The sequence below is a fragment of the Methanosarcina hadiensis genome (genome assembly GCF_046529725.1).
GTDB lineage: Archaea > Halobacteriota > Methanosarcinia > Methanosarcinales > Methanosarcinaceae > Methanosarcina > Methanosarcina hadiensis.
Window position 1 is genome coordinate 2,097,036 of record NZ_CP136241.1, and the last position, 14,949, is coordinate 2,111,984.

Below are 14,949 nucleotides of genomic sequence, written 5' to 3' on the forward strand. Positions count from 1 at the left end.
AAACGGCACTTTATCAAATAGAGAATTATCTGGAAGAAAATTTTTTGAGACCTGAAAACTAAAAATGCTGATACACATAATATCGCTTAAGAGTCTGTTTCCTTCCCCTCCGCCCAAAAGCTCTTTACTTAAGAGCCCCTCTATTTTTAAGATTGAAGCTTAAAACGCAGGAAAAGCATGACAGACGAAAGCCCAATTATAGAGCTTAAGAACCTGACCAAAGTTTACAAAAACGGAGTAGAGTTTCGCGCGCTCGACAATGCAGACCTGGTAATTAAAAAAGGGGAGTTTGTTGCAATTGTAGGGCCTTCAGGTTCAGGTAAAAGTACGCTTATGCATCTCATAGGCCTGCTGGATACGCCCAGCTCAGGAACTCTGCTTATTGATGGTAAGGATGTAACAGAAATGTCGGATAAGGAGCGTTCTGCAGTGAGAAACAGGATGCTGGGCTTTATTTTCCAGTACCATCACCTTCTTCCAGATTTCACTGCTCTGGAAAACGTAATGATGCCGCTCCTGATTGCAGGAAAGAGCAGGGAAGAAGCAAAATCTGTTGCAGAAAAACTCCTGAGAGAGGTCGGGCTTGCAGACCGAATGGACCACAGGCCAGGAGAGCTTTCCGGAGGGCAAAACCAGAGGGTTGCAGTAGCCAGGGCTCTTAGCTGTTCTCCGGCGATTGTGCTTGGAGATGAGCCTACTGGCAACCTTGATACGAAAACGGGAGACCTGATCTATGAATTGCTCCGTAGACTTAACAGGGAGTATAATCAGACGTTTATCGTTGTAACCCATAATGAGGATCTGGCTGGAAAAGCTGATAGGGTTGTTAAAATTGTGGACGGAAAAATAACGTCTCAATGAGGAGAAACAATGGAATACACTAAAGGAAGGATAGGCAGGGTCTTTACAGTCAGAATTGACCACGGGGATGACCTGATCCTTGAACTCATAAAACTTGCAGAGCTTGAAAAGATTGAGTCTGCAGTATTTATGCTGCTCGGTGCACTGAAGGAAGGAAAACTTGTTGCAGGCCCGAAAGAAAATAAAAGGCCTCCTGAACCTGTCTGGACTGGCTTCAATGATGCCCGTGAGATTCTCGGAATCGGAGATATTTTCCAGGAGGACGGAAGGCCTAAAATTCACCTTCATGCAGGAACAGCCAGAGGAGAAAACATTAAACTGGGGTGTTTGCGAGGGGAAAGTGAAGTTTTCATGGTTGTTGAGGTATTCATTTTCGAGTTGGAAGGAATTTCTGCCCGGAGGGTAATGGATGCAGAGCAGGGCTTTGCTCCAGTGAATTTTATGCAGACCCCTGATGTGGAATAACATTTCCAATAAGAAATAATTATAATATTGAGGGAGTCAGGCAATTAATGATTGGCTGATTTACTGGAAATCAGATCTGGCAGATTCCCTTTATACCATTTTTAAGAAATTTATTTCGCGAATTTATTGTGAACTTAATTGTTGCGGATCAGGTTTGCATTGAGTCTAATTTTGCAGTATAATTTCCAGTTCCCGTAATCTTTTAAGAGCAATCATTTTTTCGGTGTTATCTTTTAAGAACTCCTCTTCAAGAATCTGTACTATTTCCGGGAATGGTACAGTTAACTGGTAGTATTTTACAGGTCTGCCTTTTCCTTTATTCTTCTTTTCAGACCTTTCATCCACCCAGCCTCGATCCCTGAGAGGACGCATAGCTACACTCACTTCCGGCTGCCTTAGCCCGGAAACAAGTTCTATGTGAAGGGATCTGAGTTCTCTACAATCTTTTAAACATACGATTGCGGTGGCCTCTGTCCTCGGGAGTCCCAGGCTCTGGAGCATATCAATAATTGAATACTCCTTTTCGGTTAAATTAACTGGAGAATCTTCGGTCATCGAGAATGAATAATACTTTCAGGTTTATATATTTTATGTAGATAATATTATTTTCCTGAATAAAATGGGTATTGTAAACAAGCAAAAAAGGTATCTAATCCGATTAAGGTTTTTTTACAGAGTGTTTGTATAAAAGACTGAAGGAATAAATCTCCAGAAAAAAAATAAGCTTTGTATTTCTAACCAAAACCTTTAAAGCATGTGTTCGCAGGAATAAACATCCCTTTACCATAAAACAGGCTTCACGGAAACATGAAGATAGGTCCTGCTATTATAGGGGGCAAAAATCCCTTAAAGCCGGAACCAGGTATTTCCAGTAAATGAATAATCAGCTTCGAGCGTATTGATATCTTCTGACCTTTAAACAGGGAAAATCTGGACTAAAAAGGAAAGAGTTAATTTCTAAAAATAATACTCATTTAAAAGAAAACTCTTTATATATTAGTGCCCTGAGACAGGCAGATTACTGGAATAAAGTAAAAAAGGGGTTTTGCTTTAAAAAGAGTGCTTCTTCCAAGAAGTACAGGTATAACTCAGGCAAATTTATTCATTCTAACCGGATAAAGAATTAAATACCATTCGGACATGTAACGCTTAGATTAACTGACGCTTAGATTACTTAAAAGTCAAGTTCAAATAACAGAATATATGTATAGATAGTCAGAGATTAGAAAGGGTGAAATGATGTCGTATATCGGTTTACAGCAGGATTCTGGAGAATATAAAATCCAAAAGATACATGCTCGGGAGATCCTGGACTCAAGGGGAAATCCCACAATTGAAGTTGATGTGTTTACACCTAAGGGATTCGGAAGAGCAAGTGTCCCTTCAGGAGCTTCCACGGGTACGAATGAAGCCCTTGAACTGCGCGATGCAGACCCTAACAGATATGGGGGAAAAGGAGTCCTGACCGCAGTCAAGAACGTAAATACCATTATCCAGAAGGAACTGCTCGGACTTGATGTGCGAAACCAGCGGGAAATCGATGAGCTTATGATAGAGCTCGATGAGACTGAAAACAAATCAAACCTTGGAGCAAACTCCATTCTTGGAGTATCCATGGCAGTTGCAAAAGCCGCAGCAGATTCTCTTAATATGCCCCTTTACCGCTATTTCGGCGGTTCAAACGCTTTTACCCTTCCAGTACCCACAATGAATGTCCTGAACGGAGGCAAACACGCAGGAAACGAACTTGCAATTCAGGAGTTCATGATTCAGCCGAAAGGTGCGGAAACCTTTTACGAAGCCATTCAGATCGGGGCTGAGATCTACCAGATCCTTGGGAAGTTCCTTGAGAAAAAATATGGACGCTCTTCTACCAATGTGGGTTATGAAGGCGGATATGCGCCCAGCATGAGCGAATCTTCAGAAGCTCTTGACGCCCTGGTGCACGCAATTGAAGAAGCAGGCTATACCGAGTCCGAGGTCACAATAGGTCTTGACGCCGCAGCAACAGAATTCTATGAAGAAGAGTTCTATAATATTGACGGAAAGAAACTGGCCGCTCCTGAACTGCTCGACTATTACGTAGAGCTTGTAAATTCTTACCCTATCCTTTCTATCGAGGACCCCTTCTATGAAGAAGCCTTCGAAGACTTTGAAGCCCTTACGAATGAACTATGGGACACTATCATCGTAGGTGATGACCTGTTTGTTACAAATATTGAAAGGCTTTCAAAAGGTGTGGATATGGGAGCAGCAAATGCCCTTCTCCTTAAAGTTAACCAGATCGGCTCGATCTCAGAAGCCTTTGATGCCGCAAGCATGGCCTCCAGAAACGGTTACACAGTGATCGTAAGCCACCGCTCTGCGGAAACCGAAGACACAACCATTTCAGACCTTTCAGTTGCAATTGGAGCCGAAATGATAAAGACCGGAGCTCCAGCCCGCGGCGAAAGGACTGCAAAATACAACCAGCTCCTCAGAATCGAGGAAGACCTGGGAGAAGTTGCACATTACGTGCAGCTCTAACCCTTTTTAAAGTAATTTTTTCTTGTCTTATCCATTTTTCTTTTCACTCATTTTTAACTTTTTTATTGTCTTTTAGTATTAAGCGTATATAAATTATCATTTCGCTGTTTTCTCTTCTTCTATATTCCTTATAAACAGGCCATTCTCCTTCGCTTCTCCATTTTACTATCGTTTAAGTTGGTCCTCTTGAACGAAGTTCGCTTCAAAAACCAAAATTAGTCCTCTTGAGCGAGCGAAGCGAGTGAAAAAGACACCGTTCCCCCGAGAGAGGACTTGGTTTTATCTCAACCCAAAAATTAGTCCTCTTGAGGGAGCGAAGCGAGTGAAAAGGACTTCGTGCTCCCGAAGCGAAACTCGGGTAGGACAGCGTACTCCCGAAGCGAGACTCGGGAAGTGAAGCTCGGGCGCAGAATCAGAAACAGATTTATATCAGCCCCCTAAAAAGGAATACAGAAGTGACTGAAAGTTTGAAGTTATGAGGTTGCCTGAAAGTTCTGAATAGCCGGCAGAGTTAGGGAGTTTATCCAGATGTATGAACTGAAAATTGCTTTGAGGCAGATATTATCCAGAAAAAAGCAGACTCTTTTTGCTATACTTGCTGTTGCTCTAGCTGTTGCCGTGATTACGGTAATGATGGCAATGCTTTCGGGTTTCCAGGACGAGCTTGTAACCTCAAGCATTGAAAATAATCCCCATATTGTAATCAATCCTCAGGATGAGGAAGAAGAGTTCATTCATCTTTACAGGCATACATCTGCTCGAATCTCTGAAAAGGAAGGAGTTATAGCCGTATCCCCCAAATACCTGGGTCAGGCTGCACTGGAATATCGGGACAATGCCGAAGGGGTTTCGCTTCAGGGAGTCGACCCGGAAGCTGAAGAAAATGTTATGAGGGTAAGCGAAGACGTTATTGAAGGAAGCCTTATGTCCCTTGTCCATACAAGGCACGGAATTCTTCTCGGTGATAAGCTTGCGGAAAATCTTGAGGTTCACGTAGGAGATAGGGTAGATGCTGTTTTCCCTGGCTCACAAACAACTTCTTTTAAGGTAGTGGGCCTGGTGCATACCGGAACTGCCGCAGATGAAACCATAGCTTATGCGCGGCTTGACTCAGTGCAGAACTTTTTCAATGAACCCGGAGTAGTAAGCACTATAGGAGTCAGGGTTGCAGACCCTTACCAGGCGGATGCTATTGCATTCTCGATTGAGAGAGAGACCGGGCTCGATGCCGTAAGCTGGAGCGAAGCAAACGCCGAAATACTCGGGCTTCTGGAAACTCAGATGGTTTTCGTAAATATCTTCTATCTACTGATCTACGGGATTGCAGGCTTTGGGATTGCAAATACCCTCATTACCATTGTTGCCCAGAGGACCAGAGAGATAGGCATTTTGAAAGCTATGGGGGCTTCTCAAAAGAGCATAATGGTCTTGTTCATTTTTCAGTCCATAATCCTCGGAGCCATAGGACTTATACTTGGTACGGTTCTTGGTTACATTACTATCGTTGCGCTCCAGAACTATCCAATTGAGGTTCCTGAAGAGATGTACTTCGGGCTCCAGACACTTCCGCTCGAAGTCGAACCTCTTAACTTTTTATATGCCGCTTTCTTTGCCTTTATCGTCAATATCCTCTCAGGAATTTACCCTGCAAGAAAAGCTGCAAAACTTGACCCTGTGAAAGCCATCGAGAGTGCATGAAGAAGAAAGACTATGGCTCTCAGAATTATAGTTTTTAGTTCTCAAAGTAACAGTTCTCAATCACCATAACTCCCAATATTATAGCTTGCAATATTATAGCTCCCACATTATAGCCCTCAACAGTATGACTCTCAACAATTTAATCTTAGAAACGCCTCTCAAAATTATTTTGATTCCCCTATATTTCAGGCAATTCCTATTTTTGTCAGAATCTGTTATTGTCAGATGATCCTTTCATTTCCGGAGATTTTCAGATAATTCCTATCATTTCAAGTCCCACATAGACCATAAGGAAAACAAAAAGGTGCTTCAGGTACTCAGGATTTACAATATGAGCAATATCTGCCCCTTTTCTTGCCGCAAGAAAACCAGGGACCGCCAGCAGAACCCAATTAAGAATGTTGATATATCCCAGGGAATAAGGGGGGAGTTCAGGCTGGCCCCAGCCATGGATTATGTATCCAAGTGACCCTCCAGAAGATGTGAACATTATTACCGCAGCTGAAGTCCCAATAGCTTCCAGCATGTCGAAACGCAGGATAATTAACATGATTGGAATTCCAATCACTCCTCCACCTATTCCGAGAAGCCCTGAAAAAAAACCTATAAGAACACCGGCAAAGACATATGAGAGCTTGCTGGAGCTTATATTTTCTTTTCTTTCCTTAACAGCCGGCGTTTTATAGGTCCTCAGCGCCCCAAGTATGATTACGATCCCAAAGATTGTGCTCAGTACGGATGCGGGAAGGTAAGCGGCTACGGCTGAACCTCCAAAGCTGGCAACTGACCCGAAAACCCCCATAAGGATTGCCTGCTTCCAGAGTACTGCCCGCCTCTTCTGGTACTTTAAAGTTACACTGATTGAATTTAATAAAATTACGAAAAGACTCGTCCCGAGAGCTATCCTTATGGCCAGGTCAGGGTGAAGCCCGGTTTCCTGCAAAAGCCAGTACTGGACAGGAAACATGATGAAACCTCCTCCCACGCCCAGCAGGCCTGAAATAATGCCCGTAAAAGCACCTGTAAGGAAGAGGATTAAAATATAAAGGGGTTCGCCAGGAGTCATTTCCAGATCTCTGTTTTCAGTCTTTATTTTCTGGATACAGGAACGTGTTTGGATTACGGACGGAGCATGGATTAAGAACAGATTTCAGGCTTCGGTTTACATGGAGTTTGAAGCTTATTTAAGTTAATAGTATCGTACTGAAAATATGCAGTACTGCCGCTGATTGTAAGATGAAAAAAACCGAAGTTTGCAGAAAGGTCGTACTTGAAAGGATAAATCATGGGTTAAGAGGGGATTGTCTTTCTTAAGTAATTTGCCCCTGGAAAGTCTGCATTTTTCCTGCGCAACAAATATTTAAAATGAGTTATAAGTTATTATCCGGAAGCAGGTTCACAAATTATTTATTGTTGTAAACTTTTTACCGTTAGAAATATCAGACCAGCTTTATAATTTATCTCCCACATCCTGGTAAAGAGGCGCTTTTATGATCAAAATCGAGTTACATGGCACATACAACCTTTATTATGCTATTCTTGGAATGCGGAACCCAATGAATTCCTGGCACCTTATGGACAGCAGCGAGCCTGATCAGGCAGGAAACTGTACACTTGGAGAAAAAGACCTTAACCTTGCCCGACGCCTGACTCTTGCAGGAAACGAGCACGGCAAATTTCTGAGGTTCATTACAGTCTGTTTTGACCTCACAGCTCCCCTCTACTGGTGGAAAGAGTTTGACACATACAAATTCACGGAAAAGAATTCAACCTCAACAATGCATAAGCTTACCAGCAGGGACCTGGCCCCTCATGACTTCTCCTTTGATATGATGAACGAATACAGGAACGCCCAGATCCGGCACCTTAACGACCTTATCAAAGCCTACAAGTCCCGTGAAGGAGACAGCGAGGAAGACAACGCTTACAGAAAAGCGATCTTCAGGGAACTTGTCCAGGATCTTCCGAGCGCCTACATGCAGAAAAGGACAGTTATAACGAACTACGCCGAGCTCAGGAATATTTATTTCCAGCGCCGCCACCACAAGCTTGACGAGTGGAGGGACTTCTGCGGCTGGATGAAAAAGACGCTGCCTTATGCAGAAGAACTGATCTGCATAGAAAAAGATGAAAATGAAAACTAAAAACTGCAGTTCAAAATTCAATAATTCTTCAGAAACGAACGCAGGAATATGTTACTTTTAAGACGTCTCGAAATAAAGCAGGAGTACGCACCTGTGAAATACTTATGAAATTAAGTCAAGTGTGTAACTCCTGCTGAATAGATTTAATTATTTTTTTGGCATGAAAGACTCTCAAGTACTTCATTTTTTGCATGTTATTCAAAGAATATCACGCGCGTTTTTTTGAAGGTCTGAATGAATTGTTTTATGTTACGATTTTGTAAGAATCAACATCGTAATTTGTTTATTAACTTTCAGGCTCTTCAAATTTTCATCAGCTTCTTCAGTGTTTCATACCTTTTCAGTTCCTCCATTTGCAGTCTCATCCGGTTCATTTTCGTTATCCGGACATCCTTCATCTTCAGTTTGTTTATTCTCATCTTCAGTTTGTTTGTTCTCATTTTCAGTTTGTTTATTCTCATTTTCAGTTTGTTTATTCTCATCTGCATTTCCGGTTTCGACTTTTACTTCCCCAGTGTCTTCGCGCACTGGTTTTGTTTCCTTGCAAACCGGTTTTGCATCTGGAGATCCTTCACCTTTATCTGATTCATCCTCATCTACATTTTCGTTATCCTGACGCCCTTCATTTTCATCTGGTTCATTTCCATTTACATCCGAAGATTCTTTATCTTCAATTTGTTCGTTTTTATCTACACTTTCAGTTTCGTCATTTACTTCTTTGGAGTCTTCACTCGCTGGTTTTGTTTCCTTGCAAACTGGTTTTGAATCTGGACATCCTTCATCTGATTCATCTTTGTTTACATTTTCATCCGGGCATTCTTTATCTTTGGTTTGTTCATTTTCATCTATATTTCCAGTCTCTACATTTACTTCTTTAGTATCTTCACACACTGGTTTTGTTTCCTTACAAACTGGCTTCGTTTCTTTATAAACAGGTTTTGTTTCCTCACAAGCCGGTTTTGTTTCCTTGCAAACCGGTTTTGTTTCCTTGCAAACCGGTTTTGTTTCCTTGCAAACCGGTTTTGTTTCCTTGCAAACTGGCTTTGTTTCTTTGCAAGCCGGTTTTGTTTCTCCACACGCTGGTTTTGTTTCTCCACATGCTGGTTTTGTTTCTCCACATGCTGGTTTTGTTTCTTCACATACTGGTTTAGTTTCTCCACATGTCTCTTTATCGTCTTCACATGTCTCTTCATTATCTTCGTCGTCGTTTACATTATCATTTTCGTCGTCGATTACTTCGTTATCGTCATCATTTTCTTCGTTATCGTCTTCGCTTGCCTCTTTCACATAAATATAGTCGTATTTTGTTAGTGTATTATTGTCCATCTCATTCGCTACCGTTAAGGTAACATTATATTTTCCTACTGTAAAGTAGGTGTGTACTGGATTCTGTTCGGTTGAACCGGTTCCGTCTCCAAAGTCCCAGTTGAAAGAAACTGCGTTTTCAGACAGGTCTGTGAACTGAACCGAGAGAGGAGCAAAACCTTCGGTTACATTGGCAGTGAAATTTGCTACTGGAAGCACTGAGACTGTTTTTTCTGTAACATTTATTGTAGCAAGCTTTGAATTCATACCATTTTCATTGCTGACTGTCAGGTTAACTGTATAGATTCCTGCCGTATAGTAAGTATGAATCGGGTTCTTCTCTGTAGAATTATCTCCATCTCCGAAGTCCCAGCTCCATGAGATTGCGTTTTCAGACAAATCAGTGAATTGAACTGAGAGAGGAGTAAAACCTTCAGTTACATTGGCAGTGAAATTTGCCACCGGAAGCACTGAAACAGTTCTTTCTGTAACATTTATTGTAGCAAGCTTCGAATTCATACCATTTTCATTGCTTGCTGTCAGGTTAACTGTATAGATTCCTGCTGTAGAATAGGTATGTACCGGGTTTTGTTCGGTTGAACCGGTTCCGTCTCCAAAGTCCCAGTTGAAAGAAACTGCATTTTCAGACATGTCTGTAAACTGAACAGAGAGAGGAGCATAACCCTCCGTGGGATCAGCAGTGAAATCTGCTACAGGGAGTTTTATCTCAGGTACGAATTCCTTCTCTGTTACTACAGTCTGATTAACCCACATTTTATTCATATTACCATTGGTATCCACAGTGCGAGTACCGATGGTATAACTTGTTTCAGGTTGGAGGCCTGTGGCGTTAAAGTATTCGGAAGAGGTGCTTGTCTTGTAGGCTCCGTTTAAATAGATCTCAGTGTGGTCGAAATCGGTATCTTTGGGATTCTGCCATGTCCATTTGATCCAGGTAGTGCCTTTAGTAGATTGGAGGCCGGTTATTGAGGCAGGTGGTAAATTATCGGGTGTTATAGCAGTATATGAAGCAGAATTATCATTGGCAACATTTCCTGCTTCATCCATAGCAGAGACACTTACAGAATGAGTACCTTCAAGTGCAACAATATTTCCTTTCCAGATATTCCCACCTGTATTTGCAAGAGAAACTCCGGATGCTGTAACCGAGCTAACTCCTACATTGTCAGTTACATCTACAGTTACAACTATAGTATTCCCAGTTTCAGGTGTACTGTCGCTTAAACTTACCGAGTTAATGACAGGGTCTTCGTCATCTACAGGGTCTTCATTACCCGATACTCGTACAGTACCTGTGTTCACAACAGGAGTTATTAAGCTGCCACCGTCAGCACTTATCCTTGTTGTCGGTATGTCCAGGTTTGTACTACCCGCCTTTTTTCCGGTTACAGTAATGGTCCCAAGTAAAACGTTGGTGTCACCGGAATTAACTTTTTTAAGCGGATCTAAAGCTTTTATCCAGACCGAACTAGAAGGAATTGTAGAACTCTCTGGCATCGTATTCCAACTGGGGAATGAAACCGCAGTAATTTCTGCAATTTCAGGGTCTAAAATAGAAATTGTAATATTGAAACCTGAAAGCCCATCAGGAACCTGATCCATTATAATCTGGACATTCTGGGAAGAAACCGGATCCACCTCTACTGTTTGAGGGTTAAATGAAATAACATTTGCTGCCGAGGCACATGATGTCCCTATTCCGAGAAAGACCAGAAAAAGAATTAAAACTCTAAACAACTTAGTCATGTTTTCCATGTCTCCTTAAAATACACCATAAAGTTTTTACAACATCATCATTTACCATTCCATCGTGGAATTTCATAGAACCAAATTTCCTTTCCAACACAACCTTTGCATCATCACTTCTGCGAGTCATACAACATTATCTATATAAAAAACATGTATACATTTGACAAAATATTTATCAAAGTTGAGTAATAACAACAATAGATAAAGCTTTCGTTTTTTTGTTAAAATATTATAAAAAATAGGAATTTTATTGAACGAAAAATAAAATCAAATACTATGGTTTCAAGTAACGGATTAGTACTGGAATAGCTTGGGAATTATCATCGAGTGATGAAAACGTTTAAAGTGAATCCAGTATTCAAAATCAAAAATCTGAGCCGAGATACATAAAAAATTAATTGACAGGCACCTCCAGAGGGATAAATACTCCCAAAAATAAAGTTTACGACGATGAAAACATGAATTTATTCGGAGATTTCATCGTCACAATCCGGGAGCTTTTGAAGTTAAAGCATATCATAAAGCTTTACAACATCATCAAAATCAATCAAACCGTTTTTGTTATAGTCAAATAATTCAAGAGGCACGCTTTCTTCTATCCATTCCATGTTATCATAGTATGCCACGACATCATCGAAATCCAGTATTCCGTTTCCATTAATATCCTCGTAGAGGCCATCATGGTCGAGATCTGTCGGTAAACCGGTATAACCTGGGAACGCAGAAATCACTGGCTGTGTTGAAGGAGTTACAAGAGGCAGATAGTCCGAGTATATGCTGTCAGGTATACTGTATGCCAAGTCGGAAATTCCATCTCCGTCTTTATCTGTAGCTTTATTGGAGAAGCCTGAGCCATCCGGCCTGCCCCAGAAGTTCCCACCAATATATGCCCCTCCTACAATGTTTTTACCTGCAGTTTTTGTGGTGTTATAGGAATTCCCTACCCCGTTCTTGATGGTTATATTGGTGTTATTGAAGTAATTGTCGTAGATGAGGTTCCTGTCGCTGAGCCCGCAAACGTACATACCAGAAGCACTGTTTGAAGTTACAGTGTTGCCTGAAAGCTTATTGTCGTCGGAAGATCCCACATGTATGCCGTGACTATCATTATTAGCAGTATTTCCTGAAATAGTGTTGAGGCTGGAACTCCCAAGGTAAATCCCGTATGCTCCATTATCTGTAACAGTGTTTTTCGAGATCGTACACCTGTAAGAGTTTGTGAGGAGAATTCCATATCCATTATTCGTAACTTTGCTTTTCTCAATTACACATTTACTGCATTTGTACAGGTTGATTCCCGCGTAACTGTATCCGCTTCCTGTTACTTTGATCCCGCTAATTGTAATATCGGATGCCTGCAAGAGGAGCGCATCTCTTGAGTTTTTGGATTTGAGTATTGTATCATCAGGGTTTCCGGATTGTGATCTTATCGTAATGTTACCTTTGGTTATGTTAAGGTTCTCAGAATATGTCCCGGGTTTCAGGATTATTGTATCGCCTGAATTTGCATTGTTTACTGCAGTCTGTATTGAGCTTCCAGGCTGGAGAATTATCTCAGCCGCTGATCCAGCTCCTGAAATTAATACCAAAATAAGAAAAATTCCCAGTAGGATGACCAGTTTATTTTTAATATCTATCCCTCCGTCTATTCAAGAAAGTTGGAGTGAAACCCATCTCAGGGGCGAAAATTACATTATTAGTGACTCCAGAAAAATAACACTCGCAACTGATAATAATAAGTGTAAAGATATGTATAACTCTGAATTGTTTGATATCCAGAGTAAAATACCCGAATCAATCGCTTTACTTAATCTGAAATGCATATAACCAAATATAAATATAGTGATTTAAACTATTATTTCAATAATAATGAAAAAAAGCATATAGTTAAGTAAAGGAATAATTAAAGAGTAAAACAATAATATCTTTTAAAATAAATGAGAAACTTAACTTTATTACATTGCTATCTTTTTATGCGCTATCAGCTTTTTTCAAGAAAGGCAATGCTTTTTTAAAGGATTGCAGAGCCAGTTCACTTGACACAGGTTTCTTCTCTCTGGTGTCTGAGAGGTAAGCCTTAACAACCACATTCAGACACCCTGTAGAGGGAAGGTTCTTTTCCCGAACTTTTTTATACTCCTTTTTAAAGCATATCATAGAGCTTTACAACATCATCAAAATCAATTAACCCGTTGTTGTTATAATCAAAGAGCTCTACTGGCACATTTTCTTCTATCCATTCCATGTTATCATAGTATGCAACGACATCATCGAAATCCAGTATTCCGTTTCCATTGATATCTTCGTATAAGCCATCGCGGTCAAGATCTGTAGGTGGATTGGTATAACCAGGGAAAACCGGTATACTTCTTGAATCGGTAAAGGCTTTTATGCATATATTCGAATCTGGATAATACACGTTTATGTCTTCCCAGGTGTTTCCGTCTTCGCTGACAAAACTTTCTCCCAGATTTGCCGTTGCTTTACTGCTGAAGCCTTCAAAAGGCGTTTCTACAGCAACAGGGTAACTGCAGTAAGGTGTTGTAAGCTTGAGGACTACAGAGAATTTTTGGCCGGCTCCAAGCTGAACCTCGGAACCTAAGGGGACGGTGTGGTAACCTGCAGTCCCAATTGTTCCACTTTTCGAAAAAGCCGGTCCTTCTTCCCTCACAGGACCAGATTCAGGATCAATATAAATATAGATTTCATAATCGCAGTTTGAGTCTGCTGCATAGAAACTGACAGCTTCGAGAGTTTCATCAGTTTTTGCAGTAAAGACGTTTGCACACCAGGCAGTGGGGCTATCGTATCCGACACTCTGGATCCACCCCAGAGGGTCGTATTGATAGATTTTTTTATAGTTCTCAGTGGTTTCAGCCGTAAAGACTGCATTATTCGTCCCTATGTTTGAGTCATAATAGGAAACATAGAAATATCCATTGTCTCCCCAACCCGTACCCCAGCTATTTTTTACTATAAATGCCCCGTCCCCTGGAGGGATAATGGAAAAGTTGTCCCTGGAAAATTTGTCATCCCAGCCCACAATGGACACAGCATGATCTGATATCGAAGGGCCGCTATAATAATGGCTGTATCTGGTAGGAGAAAAACAGGCATCGTCAAAATACATTGAGGTACATAAAACCCCATACTGCAGGATCGCAGATTTTATCTCGTCATTATCGAGAGGGCTCTTTCTATCCGGAATAAAAAGTACATTCTGAACATGTTTCTGCACTGGCAGGTCTTGAGGAGATTCACCGCTGTATATGGAGTATGGATCATCTGTTTCGTCCACAGGTCCGCTCCAGCGAGCTAGGTATGCAGTTGACATGAGCGGATTTCCGCCCTCATCGGGCTCGCAGTCAAAACCTTCAGGATATGCGGAAGAAAGAAGGTTTTTCATGTTGTTTTCAGAAAAATCCCGGCTTTCTCCAGGCATCAGGTACGATTCTAAAGACGCAAAGGTTGCAAATACCCAGCAAACCCCTTCCTCACCCTGGTCTTTTACGGAAGTTACTTTGTTCAGGGTCCGCAGGTCATAGTAAGCTGGAGCAGATATCCCGGTTGTAGAAATATCACTGAGATAATTAAGGTCCACAGATGCAGGCATAAAACCTTTTTTATCTTTCTTTACTGAGGCTGTAGATTGAGAGTGAATTTTATCCTCATGGTATTGGACAAAATCAGGATTTTCTGGCGAAAGTACAGGTGCTGTTGCTTTTTCTGTTGCTTTGTTTGTTTCCGAAGATCCTGCAACTGCTATCTGCATTGTTAAGCCTGCAACCATAAATAAAACAAGAATTTCGATTAATGTAATATATTTTCTCTTAATTTTTATATTAATTTTTTTATTGATATTTTTCTTCATATATATCCTCTATAATTTTTTATTTTATCATACATATCCTTAATTTAGCTACAATTAATAAGTATAAAAATTTGTGAATAAATTTACAAAGTCTCGACTATGATAAAAAGTACAACTAACACATAAGTATTTTTATTTGAATCTCGAGGTAATCGGAATTAAATAGAATAGCTGTACTACTTTTATGAGAAGAAAATCAGAATTCCCTTTTTAGGACCTCTTTTCGCATTATAGTGAGGTTAAAATCAGATCCTATACAATGCACGAGAACAAAGTATCAGTTACATCGGGAATTCTAAAATTGAAAAT

General features: G+C 40.8%; 10 protein-coding genes. 5 read left to right on the forward strand and 5 right to left on the reverse strand.

The genetic code is table 11. The features are described from left to right. The first annotated feature begins 177 nt into the window (after nucleotides 1–177). A complete protein-coding gene (locus tag RSJ42_RS08935; RefSeq protein WP_410510218.1) occupies nucleotides 178–861 on the forward strand; it encodes an ABC transporter ATP-binding protein in 684 nt (227 codons plus the stop codon). A gap of 9 nt (nucleotides 862–870) precedes the next feature. After that, nucleotides 871–1,326, forward strand: a complete 456-nt coding sequence (locus tag RSJ42_RS08940) for a PPC domain-containing DNA-binding protein (RefSeq protein WP_410510219.1) — start codon at nucleotides 871–873, stop codon at nucleotides 1,324–1,326. A 165-nt stretch (nucleotides 1,327–1,491) separates the two neighbouring features. Here RSJ42_RS08940 and RSJ42_RS08945 read toward each other — a convergent pair whose 3' ends face one another. After that, complete coding sequence (locus tag RSJ42_RS08945; protein WP_410510220.1) at nucleotides 1,492–1,881, reverse strand: transcriptional regulator; 390 nt, start codon at nucleotides 1,879–1,881, stop codon at nucleotides 1,492–1,494. 684 nt (nucleotides 1,882–2,565) lie between these two features. Between RSJ42_RS08945 and eno the strand changes: the two genes are divergently transcribed. Together eno and RSJ42_RS08955 are read left to right on the forward strand one after the other, a co-directional pair. Continuing rightward, on the forward strand, nucleotides 2,566–3,852 hold the full coding sequence (gene eno / locus RSJ42_RS08950; protein WP_410510347.1) for a phosphopyruvate hydratase: 1,287 nt from the start codon (nucleotides 2,566–2,568) through the stop codon (nucleotides 3,850–3,852). 528 nt (nucleotides 3,853–4,380) lie between these two features. Further along, complete coding sequence (locus tag RSJ42_RS08955) at nucleotides 4,381–5,550, forward strand: ABC transporter permease (RefSeq protein ID WP_410510221.1); 1,170 nt, start codon at nucleotides 4,381–4,383, stop codon at nucleotides 5,548–5,550. A gap of 250 nt (nucleotides 5,551–5,800) precedes the next feature. Here the strand turns inward: RSJ42_RS08955 and RSJ42_RS08960 are convergent, their stop codons facing one another. Beyond that, nucleotides 5,801–6,616 carry a sulfite exporter TauE/SafE family protein gene (locus tag RSJ42_RS08960; protein ID WP_410510222.1) on the reverse strand — a complete coding sequence of 272 codons (816 nt, stop codon included), beginning with the start codon at nucleotides 6,614–6,616 and terminating at the stop codon, nucleotides 5,801–5,803. 424 nt (nucleotides 6,617–7,040) lie between these two features. On the opposite strand from RSJ42_RS08960, the gene RSJ42_RS08965 reads away from it, so the two are divergent. After that, nucleotides 7,041–7,694, forward strand: coding sequence for a hypothetical protein (locus RSJ42_RS08965; protein WP_410510223.1), 654 nt, complete (start codon nucleotides 7,041–7,043; stop codon nucleotides 7,692–7,694). Between the two features lie 330 nt (nucleotides 7,695–8,024). On the opposite strand, the gene RSJ42_RS08970 is transcribed toward RSJ42_RS08965, so the two are convergent. The 3 genes from RSJ42_RS08970 to RSJ42_RS08980 all read right to left on the reverse strand — a co-directional run bounded on the left by RSJ42_RS08970 (nucleotide 8,025) and on the right by RSJ42_RS08980 (nucleotide 14,559). Next, the gene (locus RSJ42_RS08970; protein ID WP_410510224.1) at nucleotides 8,025–10,766 is read right to left on the reverse strand and encodes a PKD domain-containing protein; all 2,742 of its coding nucleotides are present in this window, start codon (nucleotides 10,764–10,766) and stop codon (nucleotides 8,025–8,027) included. A 509-nt stretch (nucleotides 10,767–11,275) separates the two neighbouring features. Beyond that, complete coding sequence (locus RSJ42_RS08975) at nucleotides 11,276–12,358, reverse strand: NosD domain-containing protein (protein ID WP_410510225.1); 1,083 nt, start codon at nucleotides 12,356–12,358, stop codon at nucleotides 11,276–11,278. A gap of 554 nt (nucleotides 12,359–12,912) precedes the next feature. After that, nucleotides 12,913–14,559 (reverse strand): lectin like domain-containing protein, encoded by a 1,647-nt coding sequence (locus RSJ42_RS08980; protein ID WP_410510226.1) that lies wholly within the window; start codon nucleotides 14,557–14,559, stop codon nucleotides 12,913–12,915. Nucleotides 14,560–14,949: the final 390 nt, after the last annotated feature.

Excerpts from the sequence above, each read along its gene's own strand:
- RSJ42_RS08965 (WP_410510223.1), top strand. The coding sequence starts at position 7,041 with ATGATCAAAATCGAGTTACATGGCACATACAACCTTTATTATGCTATT.
- RSJ42_RS08945 (WP_410510220.1), bottom strand. The coding sequence starts at position 1,881 with ATGACCGAAGATTCTCCAGTTAATTTAACCGAAAAGGAGTATTCAATT.
- RSJ42_RS08970 (WP_410510224.1), bottom strand. The coding sequence starts at position 10,766 with ATGACTAAGTTGTTTAGAGTTTTAATTCTTTTTCTGGTCTTTCTCGGA.
- RSJ42_RS08940 (WP_410510219.1), top strand. The coding sequence starts at position 871 with ATGGAATACACTAAAGGAAGGATAGGCAGGGTCTTTACAGTCAGAATT.
- RSJ42_RS08955 (WP_410510221.1), top strand. The coding sequence starts at position 4,381 with ATGTATGAACTGAAAATTGCTTTGAGGCAGATATTATCCAGAAAAAAG.
- RSJ42_RS08980 (WP_410510226.1), bottom strand. The coding sequence starts at position 14,559 with ATGGTTGCAGGCTTAACAATGCAGATAGCAGTTGCAGGATCTTCGGAA.
- eno (WP_410510347.1), top strand. The coding sequence starts at position 2,566 with ATGTCGTATATCGGTTTACAGCAGGATTCTGGAGAATATAAAATCCAA.
- RSJ42_RS08960 (WP_410510222.1), bottom strand. The coding sequence starts at position 6,616 with ATGACTCCTGGCGAACCCCTTTATATTTTAATCCTCTTCCTTACAGGT.
- RSJ42_RS08935 (WP_410510218.1), top strand. The coding sequence starts at position 178 with ATGACAGACGAAAGCCCAATTATAGAGCTTAAGAACCTGACCAAAGTT.